Annotated in this window: 23 protein-coding genes and 1 rRNA gene; 15 read left to right on the top strand and 9 right to left on the bottom strand. The window is 33.6% G+C overall.

The features are described from left to right. Nucleotides 1-86 (top strand): 5S ribosomal RNA (gene rrf / locus EJA19_RS07145); the annotation flags it as partial. Nucleotides 87-239: 153 nt separating this feature from the next. Here the strand turns inward: rrf and EJA19_RS07140 are convergent. Beyond that, nucleotides 240-635: a hypothetical protein gene (locus EJA19_RS07140; RefSeq protein WP_125467659.1), complete on the bottom strand. Its 396-nt coding sequence runs from the start codon at nucleotides 633-635 to the stop codon at nucleotides 240-242. 114 nt (nucleotides 636-749) lie between these two features. Between EJA19_RS07140 and EJA19_RS07135 the strand changes: the two genes are divergently transcribed. Further along, nucleotides 750-1,196 carry an Lrp/AsnC family transcriptional regulator gene (locus tag EJA19_RS07135; protein ID WP_125467658.1) on the top strand — a complete coding sequence of 149 codons (447 nt, stop codon included), beginning with the start codon at nucleotides 750-752 and terminating at the stop codon, nucleotides 1,194-1,196. Between the two features lie 6 nt (nucleotides 1,197-1,202). Here EJA19_RS07135 and EJA19_RS07130 read toward each other — a convergent pair whose 3' ends face one another. The 4 genes from EJA19_RS07130 to EJA19_RS07115 all read right to left on the bottom strand — a co-directional run bounded on the left by EJA19_RS07130 (nucleotide 1,203) and on the right by EJA19_RS07115 (nucleotide 4,550). Then, nucleotides 1,203-2,168 (bottom strand): YpdA family putative bacillithiol disulfide reductase, encoded by a 966-nt coding sequence (locus tag EJA19_RS07130; protein WP_394342048.1) that lies wholly within the window; start codon nucleotides 2,166-2,168, stop codon nucleotides 1,203-1,205. A 2-nt stretch (nucleotides 2,169-2,170) separates the two neighbouring features. Next, nucleotides 2,171-3,400, bottom strand: a complete 1,230-nt coding sequence (locus tag EJA19_RS07125; protein ID WP_125467657.1) for an MFS transporter — start codon at nucleotides 3,398-3,400, stop codon at nucleotides 2,171-2,173. A 188-nt stretch (nucleotides 3,401-3,588) separates the two neighbouring features. After that, nucleotides 3,589-4,059: a hypothetical protein gene (locus EJA19_RS07120; protein WP_125467656.1), complete on the bottom strand. Its 471-nt coding sequence runs from the start codon at nucleotides 4,057-4,059 to the stop codon at nucleotides 3,589-3,591. Nucleotides 4,060-4,169: 110 nt separating this feature from the next. Further along, nucleotides 4,170-4,550, bottom strand: a complete 381-nt coding sequence (locus EJA19_RS07115; protein WP_125467655.1) for a hypothetical protein — start codon at nucleotides 4,548-4,550, stop codon at nucleotides 4,170-4,172. Between the two features lie 97 nt (nucleotides 4,551-4,647). Between EJA19_RS07115 and EJA19_RS07110 the strand changes: the two genes are divergently transcribed. Further along, complete coding sequence (locus EJA19_RS07110; protein ID WP_125467654.1) at nucleotides 4,648-5,247, top strand: DUF1684 domain-containing protein; 600 nt, start codon at nucleotides 4,648-4,650, stop codon at nucleotides 5,245-5,247. Between the two features lies 1 nt (nucleotide 5,248). Here EJA19_RS07110 and crcB read toward each other — a convergent pair whose 3' ends face one another. Together crcB and EJA19_RS07100 are read right to left on the bottom strand one after the other, a co-directional pair. Continuing rightward, a complete protein-coding gene (gene crcB, locus EJA19_RS07105; protein ID WP_125467653.1) occupies nucleotides 5,249-5,617 on the bottom strand; it encodes a fluoride efflux transporter CrcB in 369 nt (122 codons plus the stop codon). Nucleotides 5,618-5,621: 4 nt separating this feature from the next. Beyond that, nucleotides 5,622-6,641 carry an SRPBCC family protein gene (locus EJA19_RS07100; RefSeq protein WP_125467652.1) on the bottom strand — a complete coding sequence of 340 codons (1,020 nt, stop codon included), beginning with the start codon at nucleotides 6,639-6,641 and terminating at the stop codon, nucleotides 5,622-5,624. Nucleotides 6,642-6,732: 91 nt separating this feature from the next. On the opposite strand from EJA19_RS07100, the gene EJA19_RS07095 reads away from it, so the two are divergent. Together EJA19_RS07095 and EJA19_RS07085 are read left to right on the top strand one after the other, a co-directional pair. Beyond that, entirely contained in the window at nucleotides 6,733-8,775 is a 2,043-nt protein-coding gene (locus EJA19_RS07095; RefSeq protein ID WP_125467651.1) for a dipeptidyl-peptidase 3 family protein, read from the top strand. Nucleotides 8,776-9,305: 530 nt separating this feature from the next. Next, nucleotides 9,306-9,695 (top strand): pyrophosphohydrolase domain-containing protein, encoded by a 390-nt coding sequence (locus EJA19_RS07085; protein WP_125467649.1) that lies wholly within the window; start codon nucleotides 9,306-9,308, stop codon nucleotides 9,693-9,695. Nucleotides 9,696-9,731: 36 nt separating this feature from the next. On the opposite strand, the gene EJA19_RS07080 is transcribed toward EJA19_RS07085, so the two are convergent. Then, the gene (locus EJA19_RS07080) at nucleotides 9,732-10,802 is read right to left on the bottom strand and encodes a branched-chain amino acid aminotransferase (RefSeq protein WP_125467648.1); all 1,071 of its coding nucleotides are present in this window, start codon (nucleotides 10,800-10,802) and stop codon (nucleotides 9,732-9,734) included. Nucleotides 10,803-10,911: 109 nt separating this feature from the next. Between EJA19_RS07080 and EJA19_RS07075 the strand changes: the two genes are divergently transcribed. From EJA19_RS07075 to EJA19_RS07060, 4 genes are all read left to right on the top strand, one after another. Continuing rightward, nucleotides 10,912-11,430: a DUF4920 domain-containing protein gene (locus tag EJA19_RS07075; protein ID WP_125467647.1), complete on the top strand. Its 519-nt coding sequence runs from the start codon at nucleotides 10,912-10,914 to the stop codon at nucleotides 11,428-11,430. 11 nt (nucleotides 11,431-11,441) lie between these two features. Beyond that, the gene (locus EJA19_RS07070) at nucleotides 11,442-11,894 is read left to right on the top strand and encodes a hypothetical protein (protein ID WP_125467646.1); all 453 of its coding nucleotides are present in this window, start codon (nucleotides 11,442-11,444) and stop codon (nucleotides 11,892-11,894) included. 1 nt (nucleotide 11,895) lies between these two features. Continuing rightward, complete coding sequence (gene mnmD / locus EJA19_RS07065; protein ID WP_125467645.1) at nucleotides 11,896-12,579, top strand: tRNA (5-methylaminomethyl-2-thiouridine)(34)-methyltransferase MnmD; 684 nt, start codon at nucleotides 11,896-11,898, stop codon at nucleotides 12,577-12,579. Nucleotides 12,580-12,676: 97 nt separating this feature from the next. Then, complete coding sequence (locus tag EJA19_RS07060) at nucleotides 12,677-13,582, top strand: TIGR01777 family oxidoreductase (RefSeq protein ID WP_125467644.1); 906 nt, start codon at nucleotides 12,677-12,679, stop codon at nucleotides 13,580-13,582. Between the two features lie 73 nt (nucleotides 13,583-13,655). On the opposite strand, the gene EJA19_RS07055 is transcribed toward EJA19_RS07060, so the two are convergent. Further along, a complete protein-coding gene (locus EJA19_RS07055) occupies nucleotides 13,656-14,309 on the bottom strand; it encodes a YceI family protein (RefSeq protein WP_125467643.1) in 654 nt (217 codons plus the stop codon). Between the two features lie 161 nt (nucleotides 14,310-14,470). Here EJA19_RS07055 and EJA19_RS07050 point away from each other — a divergent pair, with 161 nt between their 5' ends. The 6 genes from EJA19_RS07050 (at nucleotide 14,471) to EJA19_RS07025 (ending at nucleotide 20,728) form a co-directional block, all read left to right on the top strand. Then, nucleotides 14,471-15,016 (top strand): nucleotide exchange factor GrpE, encoded by a 546-nt coding sequence (locus EJA19_RS07050; RefSeq protein WP_125467642.1) that lies wholly within the window; start codon nucleotides 14,471-14,473, stop codon nucleotides 15,014-15,016. 3 nt (nucleotides 15,017-15,019) lie between these two features. Beyond that, nucleotides 15,020-16,144 (top strand): molecular chaperone DnaJ, encoded by a 1,125-nt coding sequence (gene dnaJ / locus EJA19_RS07045; RefSeq protein ID WP_125467641.1) that lies wholly within the window; start codon nucleotides 15,020-15,022, stop codon nucleotides 16,142-16,144. 269 nt (nucleotides 16,145-16,413) lie between these two features. Continuing rightward, nucleotides 16,414-17,343 (top strand): ABC transporter ATP-binding protein, encoded by a 930-nt coding sequence (locus tag EJA19_RS07040; protein WP_125467640.1) that lies wholly within the window; start codon nucleotides 16,414-16,416, stop codon nucleotides 17,341-17,343. 2 nt (nucleotides 17,344-17,345) lie between these two features. Further along, nucleotides 17,346-18,659 (top strand): ABC transporter permease, encoded by a 1,314-nt coding sequence (locus EJA19_RS07035; protein ID WP_125467639.1) that lies wholly within the window; start codon nucleotides 17,346-17,348, stop codon nucleotides 18,657-18,659. Nucleotides 18,660-18,661: 2 nt separating this feature from the next. Beyond that, nucleotides 18,662-19,561, top strand: a complete 900-nt coding sequence (locus tag EJA19_RS07030; RefSeq protein WP_125467638.1) for a mechanosensitive ion channel family protein — start codon at nucleotides 18,662-18,664, stop codon at nucleotides 19,559-19,561. A 3-nt stretch (nucleotides 19,562-19,564) separates the two neighbouring features. Beyond that, nucleotides 19,565-20,728, top strand: coding sequence for a sigma-54-dependent transcriptional regulator (locus EJA19_RS07025; RefSeq protein ID WP_125467637.1), 1,164 nt, complete (start codon nucleotides 19,565-19,567; stop codon nucleotides 20,726-20,728). Nucleotides 20,729-20,735: the final 7 nt, after the last annotated feature.

The raw sequence follows: 20,735 nt of genomic DNA, 5'->3' as shown, positions 1-20,735 counted from the left end.
GCTCACCTCTTACCATTCCGAACAGAGAAGTTAAGCCCATTAGCGCCGATGGTACTACATCGTGGGAGAGTAGGTCGCCGCCTTTTTTAAAGGTCTAAGTATATTTGTACTTAGACCTTTTTTTATACCTCTTTTTGAATAATTAAAGAAGATTTATACTATTTAAGTAACCTGAAGAAAAATATTTAGGGATATTTTATTACTATAGTATATATACAAAAAAGTTCACTTCTAATTAATTAGAGTGTTAATGTCCAGGTGTACTGTAACTTTTTAAATGCTTTTAGTTCCTTACGTAGAATAGGAACATACTCTTTACCATTACTGTTGCAATGTTCTAATCGTTTACAGTTTTGGTATAGTCTGTTAGTTAATGTTCTTACAGAAGCAACATGTTTATGTTTTTTATCTGAACAGCTTTCTTGTTCAGCTTTAAGTATTTCTGGAGCAATTGATGTTGATTGCTGTACAATATCTCCAGAGAAATAAATATCTTGATCTTCATTTCCATCATTATTTAAATAACATAAATCTTGATTAAGGTATGTACTTATACTTCTTGATAGTGTAATAATTTCTAATGCCTTTTTATATATAGGCAAATCAGAAAGGTGAGATGGGATATGAGGTATCATATTTAACAGCAATTTTATCAAATTTACTAACAAAAGAGACTAATCTTATTTAAAATTTAAAGCAAATTTTTATATTTGATTTAATTATTATTTTATTTTTTTAAATTTCTTTAAATGTATATAGACGCTTTAAATTGGAAGATTCTGGGTTGTTTACAACGCCACGCTAGACAGAGTAATACTGAAATAGGGCGACAGGTAGGTATTAGTTCTCCTGCAGTTTCGGAGCGTATAAAAAAAATGGAAGATGCAGGTGTTATTGAAGGTTACAGAACGGCTGTGTCGTATTTTGAAGCTGGTTATCAACTTAAGGCCATAATAACTATACGTGCTTTTATGGGAAAGTTGAAACCTTTTTTGGAGAAAGTAAAGACTTTTAATGAAGTTTTAAATTGTTATCGAATTACGGGTAATGAAAACATTGTTATGGTTGTTATTTTAAAAAATCAAAAACATTTGGAGCAATTTATAGACCAATTAATTATTTATGGTGAAACTAAAACACAAATAGTTCTTAATGAAGTAGTGAGAGACGGAGCAGTCATCTCGATAAATGGTTAACTTTTGTTATTTATTAACAATATGTTCTGTTATAATTTTAGCATGGATTCGTGAATTTTCAATAAACCACTTGTGGGTTTCTAAGCCGCCGCAAATTACGCCAGCTAGATATAATCCTTTTACGTTGCTTTCCATTGTTTTTCCGTTGTAGGTGGGAATATAGTTATTGTCTTTGGATAATGTTATACCAGCATTTTCTAAAAATTCGAAGTTAGGGCGGTAACCTGTTAATGCAACCACATAATCGTTAGGAATTGTTACTTCTTTTTTTGGTGTTTTTATAACGATTTTGTCTTGTTCTATTTCCTTAATTTCTGAATTGAAGTAGGCTTTAATACTACCTTCTTCAATACGGTTGTCAATATCTGGGCGTACCCAATACTTTACACGCTCGCCAATATTTGCTCCTCTAACAATCATGGTAACATTGCCGCCTTTTCTCCAAATTTCTAGAGCGGCATCCACAGCAGAGTTACTTGCCCCAACAACAGCTACGTTTTGCATACTAAATGGATGTGCTTCTTTATAATAATGATTAACTTTTGGCAACTCTTCTCCCGGAACATTTAATAGTTTGGGGATATCGTAAAAGCCTGTTGCTATAATAACGTTTTTGGTGTTGTAATTTTGTTTTTCTGAAGTTACTATAAATTCATTATTAACTTTTTCTATGGCTAGTACTTTTTCATATAAATTAATATGTAATTCATTTGAAGTTGCAACGCGACGATAATATTCTAAAGCTTCATTACGGTTAGGTTTGGGATTGTTGCTTATAAAAGGGATACTATTAATTTCTAGCTTCTCTGAGGTAGAAAAAAAAGTCATGTTTAATGGATAGTTAAACAAGGAGTTTGTTAAAGCTCCTTTTTCTAAAACGATATAACTTAGGCCTTTCTTTTTACATTCTAAAGCGCAAGCAATACCAATAGGACCTGCACCAATAATTATTACGTCTTTTGTTGTTATCACTTTTATAGAATTTTTTTAGGTAATTGTGTGTTAATCTTAGGTTTTATGGCATGTTTTAACCATTGTAATAGTATTATACAAACTACTGATAAAAATACCATTACTAGCCATGTGTTGTTGTATCCAAGCGTGTCTGTCATTTGCATTCCAGCATTGTGTCCAAAAATGTGGGATATGGAAAAAGCAATGCTATACAATGCCATATATTCCCCTTGATTTCCTCGTTTAGAGCGGTCTAAAGCAAAGGCATTAGAGAATGGAAACATAACCATTTCGGCAAAGGTCATTAATAAAATACCAATTACCAAAACCCCAGTCCAAGAAAATACAATGACTACTAAAAAACTTATAGCAAGAAGGATGGCACCTTGAATCATAAGTGTTATTTTAGAATAGCTTTTAGTTTCAAGCCATTTAATTATAGGCATTTCAAGTAAAAATATAACAAGACCACTTAAGCCTAATAAAAGTCCTATTTCTACTTCATTTAATAGGTGTATGTTTTTATAGTATATAGGCATGGTGGAAAAGTATTGTAAGAATACAATGCCGAATAGTACCATAGCCAAAATAAAAATCATGAAAGGCATGTCGCTATATGCCGATTTTGGGTTACTGTTTTTATATTCATCAAGAACTTTTGCTTTTTTAGGATTAAGTACTCTAATTAATAAGAAAGCAGCAGCAATGCACGTTATACCATCTAACCAAAATAAACCGTTGTAACCAACATTGGTGATTATAATCCCGCCTATAGCAGGTCCAGCAGAGAAACCTAAATTAATTGCTAAGCGAATAAGGGTTACCGATCGTGTTTTATTTTCGGTTTTGCTATAAGCACTCATAGCCACAAAAGCTGCTGGCCGGAAGGTGTCGGCCAAAATCATAGTTATAAATATACCTAAACAAATGATGTTAAACGTTTGTAGATATTGTAACCCTATAAAAGCCAATCCTGTTGTAAATAAGCTAAGCATCATTACTTTGTAATAGCCTATAACATCGGTTAATTTTCCGCCAAGCCAAGACCCCACTACCGACCCTAAGCCAAAGGCCGACATAATCCATCCGACGTCACTTACTGTAAAATTTAAATTGGTGGTTAGGTATAATGATAAAAAAGGAACCACCATCGTGCCTGCTCTGTTAACGAGCATGATTAGTGCCAACCACCATATTTCTTTGGATAGCCCGCCAAAGGTATTTATGTAATTGTTAAATAGTCGTTTCATTTGTTTAACAGGTATATAAAAATAAAAAGTCCAACGGTGACGTTGGACTTTTTACAATTGTTTTATGTTATAATTACATTACTACAATACATTGATAGCCCAATACTCGTAAAGAATTTTGGTAGACTGTTTATATGTATTGACAGTACGTGTCATGTTATTTTTATAATTAGCTTTTGCTAAGGTAGTTATTTTTTTGATTGTATATCAATTATGTCTTTCCATTTTTCAGCAACTTGTAGTTGTCCACTAAGCATCATTTCGGTTTGTATATTAAAAAATGTTAGTTTTTTTTCGGGGTGCTTGGTTTCTTTTGGTGTCAGAACCAAGTTTATTTCACTAACGTTTTTTTGATTTTTACTGTCGTTATGTTTTAATACAGTACAATGTTTTATTTCTGAAAGGTTGATACTTTCTTGAGTGATTATATTATTGTCGTTTCTTACAAAAAGTAATTGATTTTTTATAGTATCTAATCCTAATGAAATATTTGCAAAGACCTCATGTTGTGTAATTTGATAATTGTTTTGCTTAGCTAATGTTGAAAGCTCTAACAGATGTTTTTTATTGTTTTTTGCTTTGTTAATAGCCATAAGGATAAAAGGTGAGGCACATATAGCTATAAGCACAGCCTCTATAAGAGTGATTCCTGAATTCATTTTTAATTGTTTTAAATAATTGAAATAGTGATGTATACAATATGATATTATTGTACACGATGATAGGCTTATTTAAATAAGCTTATTGTTTTAAGACTTTAGGATATGTTTTACCAGAAATCGTGAAAAGGATAAATAATATCTTTTTTTCTGTGGGATAGTAAGGTAGTTACATCATGTAATGTGTATTGTTTATAAACGGCATTAAGCTGTTGCTCTTTATGCCATAAAGTGCCAAGCATAGAGCTTGGTGTATCCTCTAGATTTAAAGATGTTGATAAGGTGTTGTCTGAGAATGATAAATACTCTGAAGATGGTAAAGTATGAGACAATACACTAACAGCATTATTTTCGTACCTATGTTGTGCTTCATTTGTAAGGCCACTAGTAGTCTTTTGACTACTGTTTATAGCACCAATACTAACCCAAATGCCAATACTATAAGCAAGTAGTATAATACAACTAGTTAGATATGTTAAATGCTTTCTCACATGGCAAATGTACATTTAAAACAAATAACTTAGCCGCTTTTAGGCATATTTTCTTGTTTATATAGGTTTGTTTTTATCTTTGTATAAACCTTTTTTTATGAGATTTATTTTAAGCTTATTTTTTGTAGTTACATTATTTGCATGTGCCCAAGATAAACAGCCTTTATTGGGTGATACCGATTGGCAGCGTGAACAAAATGCCGATTTTAAAGATGCTACTAAATCACCTTTGAAATCAAAAGATAGAAAACACTTTAAAGGACTAGATTTTTTTAAAGTAGACTCTAATTTTGTGGTACAAGCTAGATTAGAACTCACGCCAGACAGTAAATGGTTTAAAATGAAAACAACAACTAGTCGTATAAGTGAAGAGCGCGTATATGGTATTCTACATTTTAATTTAAAAGGAACCTCTTATAAACTTAATGTATATCAAGGTAAAGATTTAATGACACGCGAAGGGTTTGAAGATTATCTGTTTTTACCGTTTTTAGATAATACCAATGGCGATAGTACTTATGGCGGTGGACGCTACATAGATTTGCGTATTCCTAAAAATGATACTATTGTTATTGATTTTAATAAAGCTTACAACCCATATTGTGCCTATAACGAAAAATATTCATGCCCTATTGTTCCTAGGGTAAATTATCTTGATACCAATATTACAGCAGGTGTAAAAGCCTTTAAAAAATAATTTATTTAGCTAAGTAAATACCAAGAAACACAGCTAAAAAGCCAACAATAAAACTAGCTATAGTATAAAGCGCAAAGCTTGTAAAATCGCCCGATTTTAAAAAGACGTGGTTTTCATAAGCAAATGTTGAAAAGGTTGTAAAACCGCCACAAAATCCAGTGGCTAATAATAATGTTTGATTTTGTGATAGAGTATTGTTTTTTGCTGCCAAACCAAGAATAATACCAATAAGCAAGCTTCCCAATATATTGGCTAAAAAAGTACCATAAGGAATGCCTGTTTGAGAGCTATTAAGATATTTACCCAATAAAAAACGTAATACGCTACCAATGCCGCCACCTAAAAAAACGAATACTAAACTTTTAAGCATACCTTTATTTAACAGCTATAAATAATTCGGTCATCCATTCTGCTGGATTAGGTTCTTTACCAGGATCTGTTACATACGATTCTACCATAGTATGTTTATCTGCAAACTCCAAATTATATTGTTCGACATATGTCATGGTTTTTTCCCAAGCTTCCGATAGGTTATTGTAATCGCCTTTTAAGGTTGTTTTTACAGCTTTAAACGGTTCTAACTGCCCTGTAAGAATATCGCCTTCAGGAATAATAATTTTTTCGGTAGTAGGAATACAACACGATAAAATAACGGTGCCTTGTTCTTCATTCCAATCATGGTATAGGGTAAATGGCATGCCAGCTTGTGAGATGTTGTTGTTAGCCGCAAAAGCCCCTACTTTTGGCATCATTTCTGGAATTTTATTTTTAATATCGTCTATTCGGCATGAAGCTGTGGTGTAAATATAATAGCCGCCGCCATGTTGTGTTAAGCCATTTACTTTAATACTATATTCTTTAAGCTTTGCTGTGGAAAGGCTATCTAGTTTTTCTAAGCCACGCTCAAAATCAGGGCCAATCATTTTATCAAAACCACCCATAAACGCTGCAAAGCCTTTAAACATAAACGGAATATTATCGCTATTCATTTTCCAAGTAACTTGTGTTTGGCCATCTTCTGTAGGTGTGAACTTCCAAGTTATTTTAGAAGGCGTATAATCAGCAAATTGAAGTTCTTGTTCAATATCAGAAAATTCTCTAGCACCAATAGTTTTCATGTTTCCAACACCATCTTTATCTTCCCAAGAATATGCCCCATCAACACCTTTTGTTTTTTCAGCATAGGTTAACTTAGTTGTCGGATCTTTTTCTAACCAAGGCGACCAAGCTTCCCAGTTTTTAAAGTCAATAACCTGATTGTAAATCACCTTAGCAGGTGCTTTTATCGTTCTAGTCCTTTTTACTTCAAACTCATTAGGTTGTACAGCAATATAAATTGCCATACCTATAATGGCTATTAAGATTATAAAGAGTAGATATTTTAAAAATTTCATAAAGTTGTTAATTAGTTACTCAAAGATAATCAATTTTAGCAATGTTGTTATATTGTTTACATTTGTAGGAATAACATAAAATCACTAATTAATGAAATTTAAATCGATATTACCAGTAGCCTTGTTGGCTATTATGGCTTTTTCGTGCAAAGAAGAGGCATCGCAACCTGAAGTTGTAGAAACCAAACCTGTTGAAGTCGCTCAAGACTTTGACTATACGGTTGAACAGTTTGCCGATATTAAAGTATTAAGATACCAAATTCCAGGATGGGAAAACCTGACTTTAAAAGAACAAAAGCTTGTCTATTATTTAACGCAAGCGGGATTAGCTGGGAGAGATATTATTTGGGATCAAAACTATCGTCATAACCTTAAAATACGTGAAGCTTTAGAGCAAGTTTATACACAATACAAAGGCGACAAAACAACTGATGATTGGAAAGCGTTTGAAGTTTATTTAAAGCGTGTATGGTTTAGTAATGGTATTCATCATCATTACTCTAACACAAAATTAAAACCAGGATTTTCTTCAGAGTATTTAACCACTTTATTAACGGAAACAGGCGCCACTTTAGAAGGCGAAGCTTTTGAGGCTATTTTTAACGATAAAGACACTAAGAAAGTTAACAAGGCAAAAAATATTGATAATGTTGCTATGTCTGCAACCAATTTTTATGGACCAGATGTTACAAACGCCGATGTTGAGGCATTTTACGCAAAGAAAACATCGCCAAATCCAGAAAAGCCATTATCATTTGGGTTAAACTCCCAACTGGTTAAAGAGGATGGCGAACTAAAAGAGCGCGTTTATAAATCGGGTGGTTTATATGGTTCGGCTATTGATGAAATAGTTAGTTGGTTAGAAAAAGCAAAATCTGTTGCCGAAAATACAGCCCAAGCCGATGCTCTTGCACTATTAATTACCTATTATAAAACAGGCGATTTACAAACTTGGGATGACTATAACGTAGCTTGGACAGCTGCAACCGAAGGTAATATAGATTATATTAATAGTTTTATTGAAGTGTATAACGATCCATTAGGGTATAGAGGATCTTATGAAACTATCGTTCAAATTAAAGATTTTGATATGTCTGAAAAAATGGCGGTTTTATCTGAAAACGCTCAATGGTTTGAGGATAATTCTCCATTAATGGAAGACCACAAAAAGAAAAACGTTGTTGGTGTTACATACAAAGTTGTTAACGTTTCTGGCGAAGCTGGAGACGCTTCTCCAAGTACACCAATAGGCGTAAATTTACCAAACGCTAATTGGATTCGTGCAGCTGTAGGAAGTAAGTCGGTATCTTTAGGAAATATTATTAATGCTTACAACAACGCAGGTGGTTCTGGACGCTTAAAAGAATTTGCCCATGATGAAGAGGAAATTCAACTAGAAGATGCTTATGGACAATTAGCTGATAAGTTACATACCGCTTTACACGAAGTTATTGGTCATGCTTCAGGGCAGTTAAATCCTGGGGTAGGCGAGACAAAAGAAACCTTAAAAAATTATGCATCAACTTTGGAAGAAGGTCGTGCCGATTTAGTCGGGTTATACTATTTATATACTCCTAAACTACAAGAATTAGGATTGGTGGACGATTGGAAGTCTGTTGGTAAAGCAGCTTACGATGGTTATATTAGAAATGGTTTAATGACACAATTAATTCGTTTAGAATTAGGAGACGATGTAGAAGAAGCACATATGAGAAACCGCCAATGGGTTAGTGCTTGGGTTTTTGAAAAAGGTCAAGCCGATAATGTTATTGAAAAAGTAACTCGTGATGGTAAGACTTACTTTAATATTAATGATTATGATAAACTTCACGAATTGTTTGGTCAACTATTACGCGAAACACAGCGTATCAAATCTGAAGGTGATTTTGAAGCGGTACAAGCTTTAGTAGAAGGTTATGGCGTAAAAGTAGATCAAGATATTCATAGTGAAGTTTTAGAGCGTAATAAACAATTCACATCGGCTCCTTATAGCGGATTTGTGAATCCTGTATTAGTGCCAGAAACTAATGATGCTGGAGATATTACAACTATAAAAGTAACGCAACCAGCAGGTTTTCCTGAGCAAATGTTAGACTACAGTAAAAACCACAGCTTTTTACCAACAGTTAATTAAAAATAGTTATTCTGTAAAAAATAGAAAAGCAGCGAATTTATAAATTCGCTGCTTTTTTGTTTAGGGTTACTAAATAAACTTAGGAGTTTATTTATAAGTTCTGTAATAAGAACCCCTAAAAATACTTTTATAACATGATAATTTCAATACTCAATTTGAGTATTTCATCGAAAAAAGTTGTCGTAAGCAACTACATGAAGATAAATTTTATAGCCGCAATAAAGGCAATAAAAGCAATAAACGCTATAAGTACCCATACAGTTCCTGTGTAATACTTGCGGTGTAGTTTTAAATCCTTACGGTAAGTATAGGCAATAATAATTACAAAGGCTATAAAAAAAAGGATTCCAAATGTCCATTGACCACTCGAGAACATAACGTATTGTTTTGAGTGCAAAAATAATTAAATGGATTCAAAAATTTTCAAAATAAACCGTTAAACTGTATGAATATGATAATTTTTGTGGTATTAGTGTGACACTTAATGAATTAATTCTATTTTCGGTTTAAAATAAAAAAGACACATCATCATGAAAGATAAAATTAATGCTGTTAAAGCTTTTCACACCGCTTTTAAAATTGGGTATCGCGATACGCCAAAAGCCCATTTAGGCACCGATAAAAATATGCTTCGTTATAAATTAATGCGAGAAGAAAACGAAGAATATCTAGATGCTGCAAATGATAATGATTTAGTAGAAGTAGCTGATGCCCTAGGTGATATGCTTTATATTTTATGTGGTACCATTATAGAGCATGGCTTACAGCATAAAATAGAAGAAGTATTTGAAGAAATTCAACGTAGTAACATGAGTAAATTAGGCGAAGATGGCGAACCTATTTATAGAGAAGATGGTAAAGTACTTAAAGGGCCTAATTATTTTAAACCAAATATTGCACGTATTCTTGAAGATGAATAAAAAAACGGGAACTTAATTAAGTTCCCGTTTTTTGTTTTAGTCTATTTTAGTTCTCCAATTAAATGGATCTTCAGATCGGTTGTACTGAATATCGGTAATTAATGTTTTAAGTTTATTGGCATAACTATCGTCAAGTTCTGGTAAGGTGTAATCTTTGTTTTTGTAACCAAAACCAGAAATAGGTGAAATTACTGCAGCTGTACCAGATCCAAACATTTCTTTAAGACTTCCATTTTTGGCAGCTTCAACAATTTCTTTAACAGAGATTCTTCTAACATCTACATTAATACCTTCTTTTTTGGCAATTTCAAGAATACTCTTTCTTGTAATTCCGTCAAGAATTCTGTCGCTAGTTGGCGCTGTGATTAAGGTGTCGTTAATTCTAACAAAAATGTTCATCGCACCAGCTTCTTCAATATATTCGTGTGTTGTATCGTCGGTCCAAATAACCTGATTATATCCTTTATCTATGGCTAATTGTGTTGGATAAAACTGCCCCGCATAATTTCCGCCAGCTTTAGCATACCCAACGCCACCATTAGCAGAGCGTGAATATTTTTCTTCAATAGCCACAGTAACTTTTCCAGAAAAATAAGCTCCCGAAGGTGCTGTAGCAATAATAAAAATATACTCGTTAGCAGGAGACGCATGAAATCCGTTTCCAGAAGCAAACACAAAAGGTCTTATATACAAAGCACTACCAGATGTTGTAGGAATCCAGTCTTGGTCTACTTTTAAAAGTTTTTTTAAGCCTTCCATAAAGTAGGACTCAGGAATTTCAGGAATGGCTAAACGTTTAGATGAAATGTTTAAACGCTTGCAGTTTTCCAGAGGCCTAAATAAATAAATATCATCGTTGTCATCCTTGTAAGCTTTCATACCTTCAAAAACAGATTGCCCATAATGAAAAATTTTAGCCGAAGGGTCTAAAGTAATGGGTTGGTAAGGCACAACTTCAGGAATACTCCAAGAACCTTCTTTGTAGCGCGATATTAACATGTGGTCCGAAAAAACCTTACCAAATGGTAAATTATTAAAATCAGTGTCTTTTAATTTTGAGTTTTGAGTTTTTTCAACTGTAATATCTTGCTCTGAAATTGTTGTCATATCTTACCTGTTTTATGTATGCAAAAGTACTGAATTTAACCCTTATAAAAAATATAATGTTTCTTTAAAAAAGCTGTATATTTGGGCATTAAACCGATTAATTATTTTTATGAAAAAGATTTTTGGACTATTATTAGTGATTAGCGTGTTAGTATCTTGCAAGGACGCGCAAAAAGAAAACACAGAACAAACTACAGAAAATACAGAAGAAGTAGCTGAAGCAACTTATGTGCCTTTTGGAGCCAAGATAGAAGCTGATAATGCTATAGATGCGGCTAAAATGAAGGAAACTTTCGAAGCGCTTCCTGTAGGCGATAGCTTAAACACAAAACTTACGGCAACAGTAAATAGTGTATGCCAAACAAAAGGCTGCTGGATGAAATTAGATTTAGGTAACGACCAAGAAGTTATGGTTAGGTTTAAAGATTACGGCTTTTTTATGCCAAAAAACATTGCGGGGAAAGAAGTTATTGTTGATGGTCTAGCTTTTGTTGATGAAATGTCTGTACAAGATCTTAAACATTATGCAGAAGATGCAGGAAAATCTGAAGATGAAATAGCTGCTATTACCGAGCCTAAAAAAACGTATAGTTTTGTAGCTGACGGTGTTTTATTAGTAGAAAAATAACCTTTATTACAATGAAAAAATCGCTTTGGTTATTATTCGTTTTTATGGCGTGCTTAACAGCTTGTAAAGACGATGTGAAAACAGATGTTTCTGAAGAGGCGTCTAAAGATGAGGTTGTTTACGATATGTATAAGCCTTCTGAGATGGCCATTCTTATGAATCAGATGTATGCACATAATCTTAAGATAAAACAAGATATCTTAAATGGCGATATACCAACAGAATTTCCTATAAATTTTATGGATATCCATTCGGCCGAATTAACCAAGGCTAATCAGCGTAATGAAACCTTTGAAAAGTTCTCGAAAATTTTTATTACAGCCGAAAAAGATATTTTTAATCAAGACTCTGAAGCTCCTTTGGAAGCACGCTTTAATACCGCAGTAAACGCTTGTATTTCATGCCATGAAACATCCTGTACAGGGCCTATTCCAAGAATTAAAAAGTTATTGATTAAATCGTAGTTTGAAGCGAAAAATAATTACAACAAAGGACGGTTCTAAAACCATTCATATAGAAGATTGGAATGAACAATATCATTCCACTCACGGAGCCATACAAGAAGCCAAGCATGTGTTTTTGAAACACGGTTTGGCTTTTAAATTATCAGAGATTGAAAACACGAGCAATCCATCATTATCTATCCTAGAAATAGGATTTGGGACAGGGTTGAATGCCTTATTAACTTTTTTAGAATCGCAAAAACATCACATTCCAATAGCTTATACTGGTGTAGAAGCTTATCCCGTTTCATTAGATGAAATTTCCGAGCTTAATTATGCCGAGTTATTGTCGACAAACCAAGAAGAACAAACGATTTTTAAACAAATGCATACGTGTGTTTGGGAAAAGCCATGTTTTTTGTCTAAAGAATTTTCATTGACGAAGGTTAAAATGTTTTTTAAGGATATAACTTTCAATAATCAATTTGATGTTATTTATTTTGATGCTTTTGGCTCTCGTGTGCAACCAGAGTTATGGGAAGTTCCCATTTTTAAACGTATGTATAAGGCACTTAAAAACAAAGGTGTATTAGTAACATATTCTGCTAAAGGATCGGCAAGACGTGCTATGCAGGAAGTCGGTTTTCAAGTTGAAAAATTACCTGGGCCGCCAGGGAAACGAGAAATGCTTCGTGCCATTAAGTAAAAAGCTTTTTTATACCTAAAATTTCGTTAAATGTGTTAAAGCTAGCTAAAATATTCGGTTAAACACATCGCACTTCGTAACTTTATAAATAAGGATTATGAAAAAGATTTTAATTACAGGAGCGACTGGTTTGGTTGGGCAAAATATTGTACATATTTGTCATGAAAAAGGTATATGTGTACACTATTTAACTACTTCTAAACACAAGTTAGAGCATAAAGAAAATTATAAAGGATTTTTATGGGATCCTAGTAAAAATAGTATAGATACTGCTTGTTTTGATGGTGTTGAGGTTATTATAAATCTAGCTGGGGCTACTATTTCTAAGCGTTGGATCTCAAGTTATAAAACGGTTATATTAAATAGTAGAATAGATTCTTTAAACACATTATACACAGGTCTTAAAAATACAGCCAATAATATATCACATCTTATTTCGGCAAGTGCCATTGGCGTTTACCCAGATTCTTTAACCAATTATTACGACGAAAGTGAGAAAGCAGTGTCTTCTTCGTTTTTAGGAGATGTAGTTTCTAAATGGGAAACAGCCGTGGATTCCTTTAAAACTCTTGGTTTAAAAATATCTAAAGTACGTATTGGTTTGGTGCTAGATAATGAAGAAGGTGCTTTGCCACAAATAGCAAAACCTGTTAAGTTAGGTTTAGGGGCTGCTTTTGGTCATGGAAATCAATGGCAATCTTGGATCCACGTTACAGATTTGGCACGATTATTTGTTTTTGTAGCCCAAGAACAGTTAGAAGGTATTTATAATGGTGTGGCTCCAAACCCTGTGAGTAATAAAGAACTTACAAATGCTGTTGCAAAGCAATTAAAGCGACCATTGTGGTTACCTAATATACCCAAATCTATCATGCGTTTGCTTTTAGGAGAGATGCATATTCTTCTTTTTGAAAGCCAACGTGTAAGTAGTAAAAAAATAGAAGAAGCAGGATTTACCTTTACATATTATACGTTGCAACCTGCTTTGCAAGAGTTGCTTTAAAACATATTTTTTTAGTCATAAAAAAAGCCTGTTTAAAAAAAACAGGCTTTTTAAGTTTTTGTAATAAAGTGATTTATGACTTATTACCAACAATGTTTACTTGTAATTCAAATTCATCGTTAATAAACTTATCACCTAAATCATCAAAGAACGATTTAGAACCATATTTAACGTTCCATTTAGAACGATCTATAGTGAACGTTTCACTTTTAATAGATACTGTGTTACCATTTTCTGTAACAGTTACAGGAATAGTAATGTTATTTTCAGCATCTTTCATTTTTAAGTTTCCAGAAAGAGTGCTTTTTCCTTCAACGGTTTTAAATTCAGTTATGCTAAAAGCAGCAGAAGGATATTTTTCTACATCAAAGAAATCAGGACTTTTTAAGTGTCCTGCTAATTTAGCGTTACCTTCATCTTCAGCAGGAATATCTTTAACGACAATAGAATTCATGTCAATTAAAAATGTTCCACTTTGAATTGCGTCATCTTTCATGTTAATCACACCGCTTTCAACAGCAATAGTACCGTTGTGGCTACCTGTTGGCTTGTATCCTTTCCATGTAATAGAAGAAGCCTCGGTGTCTACTTTGTATTTTGTTGCCACAGAAGGCGTTTCTGCAACCTCTTCGGCGGTCGTAGTTTCAGCTTCTTTTGCTTTTTTACAACCAACTAATGCTACAGAAATAGCAACTACAGTTAAGATATTTAAAAACTGTTTTCTCATAAGATTAAATATTTTGATTTTAGTGTTAGATACAAAAATAACCAATAGTTAATAAAATTTATTTAAAAAAACACTAAAATTTTTAGGTGACATTTTGACATTTTATATATAATGGCAGTACTTTTGCCACTTAAAAATAGATTGAAAAAAGATACATTTCGATGAGTAAAAAAGATAAAAAAGACGATGTCGCTGTAGATCAGGAGACGTCAAAAAATACAGAGTCTCAGGCTCAGAATGAGACTAAGCAAGAAGTAAGCGCAGAAGAACAATTGCAAAATAACTTGCAACAAGAAAAAGACAAGTTTTTACGCCTTTTTGCCGAATTTGAAAACTACAAGCGCCGTACGGCAAAAGAACGTGTTGAGTTGTTTAAAACAGCCAGTCAAGATGTTATGGTGTCTCTATTACCTGTGCTAGACGATTTTGATCGTGCTTATGCAGAGATAAGTAAAACCCAAGAGAAAGACCTCTTAAAAGGTGTAGAGTTAATAAGTAATAAGCTTAAAAACACGTTGCAAGGTAAAGGTCTTGAGCAAATAGAATTAAAACAAGGAGACGACTTTAATCCAGATAACCACGAAGCTGTGACACAAATACCAGCACCAAGCGATGATTTAAAAGGAAAAATTATTGACGTTGTGGAAAAAGGATACAAATTAGGTGATAAGATTATTCGTTTCCCAAAAGTAGTTATAGGACAGTAAATTATGGCAAAAAGAGATTATTACGAAATACTAGGAGTAGATAAATCTGCCTCGGCAGCCGAAATAAAAAAGGCTTACCGAAAAATGGCTTTAAAATATCACCCCGATAAAAACCCGGGCGACACCGAAGCCGAAGCTAAATTTAAAGAAGCAGCTGAAGCTTATGAAGTATTAAGTAACCCAGATAAAAAATCACGATACGACCAATTTGGTCATCAAGCCTTTGATGGTTCTGGTGGTTTTGGCGGTGGCAGTATGAATATGGATGATATATTCAGTCAATTTGGTGATATTTTTGGTGGTGCTTTTGGCGGCGGTGGATTTTCTGGCTTTGGTGGCGGATTTGGCGGTGGCCAACGTAGAGTAAAAGGAAGTAATTTACGTATTAGAGTTAAATTAACTTTAGAAGAAATTGCCAATGGTGTAGAGAAAAAAATTAAAGTAAAACGTAAAGTTCAAGCGCCAGGAACAACTTATAAAACATGTGCTACTTGTAATGGTACAGGGCAAGTTACCAGAGTAACGAATACTATTTTAGGGCGCATGCAAACAGCAAGTGCTTGTAATGCTTGTGGCGGTAGTGGGCAAACCATAGACAAAAAACCAAATGATGCCGATGCACACGGATTAATTGTAAAAGAAGAGACCGTGTCTATTAAAATACCTGCAGGTGTTGTGGATGGCATGCAATTAAAAGTTTCTGGTAAAGGAAATGATGCTCCAGGAAATGGTGTGCCAGGAGATTTACTAGTTGCTATAACCGAAGAAAAACACGATACACTACAACGTGAAGGCGATAATTTACATTACGATTTATATGTAAGTTTACCAGATGCTGTTTTAGGAAACTCAAAAGAGATAGATACCGTAACAGGTAAAGTGCGTATTAAGATTGAACCAGGCGTGCAGTCTGGTAAAATTTTACGCTTACGCGGAAAAGGTATTCCTAGCATAAATGGTTATGGTAAAGGCGATTTGCTTGTACATGTTAATGTTTGGACACCAAAAACATTAAACAAAGAACAAAAAGCTTTCTTTGAGTCTATGCGAGAAGATGAGCATTTCGACCCAAAACCAGAAAGTAGCGATAAGTCATTTTTTGAAAAAGTAAAAGATATGTTCTCATAGTGTGAGTTACTTGTTTTAAGCTTGATTATCAGGAATATTTACAGGTTTTCATTCATTATAAGTAAAAAAACACTATATTTGATTTATCACTATTTTTAATAGTGGTAATTTTTCTTTTTCATAGCAATTTTTTCCCATCCTTAAACTATTATAAGATTAAGGGTGGGTTTTGTTTTTTTGGCAATCCTAATTATTAATGTTTTATTAGCGTCACCTCTTCTACATTTAATATATTTACCTAACGTATCATTTTAAAAAGAATAAATTGTATGAATAATTTATTGGAAGCACATAGTGTTTCTAAAAAATTTGGCGAGTTTACAGCCTTAAATAATGTGTCTATTTCGGTTCCTAAGGGAAGTATTTTTGGTTTGTTAGGACCTAATGGCGCAGGAAAAACTACCTTAATAAGAATTATAAATCAAATAACGATGCCAGATACGGGACATGTTACCTTAGATGGCAAATCGTTACAACCCGAACATATAAAAGATATAGGCTATTTACCTGAAGAGCGCGGCTTGTATAAATCTATGAAAGTAGGTGAACAAGCGTTGTATTTGGCAAGATTAAAAGGACTAAGCAAGCAAGAGGCTAAAGAACGTTTGCAATATTGGTTCGACCGTTTAGAAATAGGAGATTGGTGGCATAAAAAAATACAAGAGCTCTCTAAAGGAATGGCCCAAAAGGTACAGTTTATAGTTACCGTATTGCATAACCCAAAATTGCTGATTTTTGATGAGCCTTTTTCTGGTTTCGACCCTATAAACGCCAATTTAATTAAAGATGAAATTCTTCGGTTACGAGACCAAGGCGCAACAGTTATTTTTTCAACACATCGTATGGAATCGGTAGAGGAATTGTGCGATCATATTGCTTTAATTAATAAATCGAATAAAATTTTAGATGGTAAGTTAACCGATATAAAACGGCAATACAGAACACAAACTTATGAGGTTGGTTTGCGAACAGAGCATAAGGAACAACTTCAAAAAGAACTAAGTACTAAATTTGAGATTGCACCAACTAATTTTAAAACTTTAGAAGACGATTTAATGTTAAATATTAAGCTGTCTGAACACGATACCTCAAACGACTTATTAGGGTATTTATCTAGTAAAGGCGAAGTGTCTCATTTTGTAGAGTTAATACCTAGCGCCAACGATATTTTTATACAAGCTGTAAAGAACAATAACTAAGCATGAATCACTTATCATTAATTATAAAGAGAGAGTATTTAACCAAAGTGCGAAATAAGTCGTTTATAATTATGACTATTTTAAGTCCCATAATTATGATTGCTTTAATAGCTGTTGTAGCCTATTTATCGCAACTTAACAATACTACCGAGCGTACCATTTCTGTCTTAGACGAATCAGGACTTCTTAAAAATACTTTAGAAGATACTGAAACGACCACGTATCAGTTTTTAGAGAATCTAAATTTAGAAGATGCTAAAATTGTCGCCGAAAAAGGCGAACATTACGGACTCCTTTATGTAAAAGGTCTAGACAATATAGACGATTTAAGCAAACACATTAAGTTTTATTCTAAAGAACTTCCGTCGTTAACATTAATATCAAGTCTAGAAAATAAATTAGAAAAGCAGCTTACCGATTTAAAAATGGCGCAAAAAGGTATTGATATTGCTAAAATAGAAGCCTCTAGAGTAAATGTAACGATTGGTCAAGAAAGTTTTGTGGGCGAAAAAACCTCGAAAATAGATAGTGTTGTAAAGCTTATTTTTGGCGGCGCTGCTGGATATTTACTATTCATGTTTATCATTATTTATGGAAATATGATTATGCGTAGTGTTATTGAAGAAAAAACAAGCCGCATTATAGAAGTCATTATTTCTTCGGTGAAACCAATACAACTTATGTTGGGGAAAATAATAGGAACGTCGTTAGCAGGAATAACCCAATTTGCTATTTGGATTGTTTTAGGAGGCGTATTAATGTCGGTAGTGTCGATGATATTAGGAATAGATTTAACTCAATCAGCAGCTGGTCAAGAAGAACTTATGAAACAGGCTGTAGAAAGTCCAGATGTAGGATTAGAAATTCAAAATGCTTTACATGCTTTTTATAATTTACCTATTTTTAATTTAATTGTAGCCTTTATTCTGTTTTTTGTTAGCGGTTACCTTTTATATAGTTCATTATATGCCGCCATTGGGGCAGCAGTTGATAATGAAACCGATACCCAGCAGTTTATGCTTCCTATATTAATGCCATTAATACTGGCTGTTTACATTGGCATTTTTACGGTTATAGAAGATCCACACGGAACCATTTCAACCGTATTTTCTTTTATACCATTAACATCGCCTGTAGTTATGCTTATGCGAATTCCTTTTGGGGTTCCAATTTGGCAACAATTATTATCTTTAGCTATATTAATAGGTACATTTATATTCACCGTATGGTTTGCAGCCAAAATTTACCGCGTTGGTATATTAATGTACGGTAAAAAACCAAGTTATAAAGAACTGTATAAGTGGTTAAAATACTAAGTATGCAAAATAAAATTGAAGAAATAGAAGAAGCTGTTAAAGAGAGCAGCGTTTGGGAGTCCATAGTAGAGTTTTTAAAGCTAGGCATTACTTTTGGGGAAGAAACCGAAAGCCCCGTAAGAATTACAGTTGGACTAGTACTTTTAGTTTTTATTATTTATTTAATAACCTCTTTAGTACTTAGGTTTTTTAAACGATTGTATTCTAAAAGATTACCAGAGCAAGACCGTACAAAATTCAATACCGTTTTTTCGTTTGCGCGATGGTTTATTTACGTTGTTGTTATTTTAGTTGTTTTCGATTCTATAGGTATAAATGTTACGGCTATTTTTGCCGCTTCAGCAGCATTATTAGTTGGCGTTGGTTTAGCACTTCAAACACTGTTTCAAGACATACTTTCAGGCGTGTTTATACTTATTGATCAAAGTTTGCACGTAGGCGATATTATTGAAATTGAAGATAAAGTAGGTCGCGTAGTTGAAATAAAACTGAGAACAACACGAGCTGTAACTATAGATAATAAAGTACTGGTAATACCTAACCATTTATATTTAACCAATAGTTTATACAATTGGACACAAAACGGAACATCAACACGAGAAAGTGTTTCGGTAGGTGTGGCTTATGGCAGCGATGTGCAATTGGTAAAAAAACTGTTGTTAGAAGCTGCCTCAAAGCATCCAAGCGTATTAAAAAGCCCTGAACCTGTAGTGCTTTTTACGGGATTTGGCGATAGCTCATTAAACTTTAAAGTTGTTTTTACGCTTAACGATAGTTTTAAAGCACAATTTCCTAGTAGCGATATCCGTTTTGAAATAGATAAACTGTTTAGAGAACACAACGTCTCTATACCATTTCCGCAACGCGATATTAATATTATATCAAAACCTAAAGAAGACTAAAATATGCCTAAAATATTAGTTATAGAAGATGAAGCGGCTATTCGTCGTGTCTTGGTTAAAATTTTAACCGAAGAAAATGATTCTTATCAAGTAGAAGAAGCCGAAGACGGTTTAAAAGGTATAGAAGCCATAAAGAACGAGGATTTCGACCTTGTACTTTGCGATATAAAAATGCCCAAAATGGATGGTGTAGAGGTTTTAGAAGCCACAAAAAAAATAAAGCCAGAAGTCCCTTTTGTTATGATTTCTGGTCATGGCGATTTAGATACAGCCGTTAATACGATGCGTTTAGGAGCGTTCGATTACATTTCCAAACCGCCAGATTTAAACCGCTTGTTAAATACTGTTCGTAATGCTTTAGATAGAAAAGAATTGGTTGTTGAAAATAAAAAACTTAAGAAAAAAGTTAGTAAGAATTATGAAATGATTGGAGATAGCAAAGAAATTCTTCAAATCAAAGACATGATCGAAAAAGTCGCCCCAACAGACGCTCGGGTTTTAATTACAGGACCAAACGGTACCGGAAAAGAGTTGGTGGCGCATTGGTTACACCAAAAAAGCGAACGCCATAAAGGCCCTATGGTCGAGGTAAACTGTGCTGCTATACCTAGCGAATTAATAGAAAGCGAATTGTTTGGGCATATAAAAGGAGCCTTTACAGGCGCTAACAAAGACCGCGCAGGAAAGTTTGAAGCAGCTAATGGCGGAACTATTTTTTTAGATGAAATTGGCGATATGAGCCTATCGGCACAAGCCAAAGTGTTGCGCGCTTTACAAGAAAATAAAATTCAAAGAGTAGGAAACGATAAAGACATTAAAGTCAATGTACGTGTTGTTGCAGCTACTAATAAAGATTTAAAAAAGGAAATAGAAGAGGGGAAATTTCGTGAAGATTTATACCATCGTTTAGCCGTTATTTTAATTAAAGTTCCCGCTTTAAATGATAGACGAAACGACATTCCTTTACTTATCGATTTCTTTTCAAGTAAAATCGCTTCAGAACAAGGAACCGCTAAAAAATCATTTTCTAAAAAAGCCATTAAATTATTACAAGAATACGATTGGACCGGAAATATACGTGAACTGCGTAATGTTGTCGAGCGTTTAATTATTTTAGGAGAGAAAGAGGTAAGCGAGAGCGACGTGAAACTATTTGCCTCTAAATAATTAAAAG

This window comes from Mangrovimonas spongiae, from assembly GCF_003944795.1.
In the GTDB taxonomy this organism is placed as follows: domain Bacteria; phylum Bacteroidota; class Bacteroidia; order Flavobacteriales; family Flavobacteriaceae; genus Mangrovimonas; species Mangrovimonas spongiae.
This window is presented reverse-complemented; position numbering and strand designations above follow the sequence as displayed.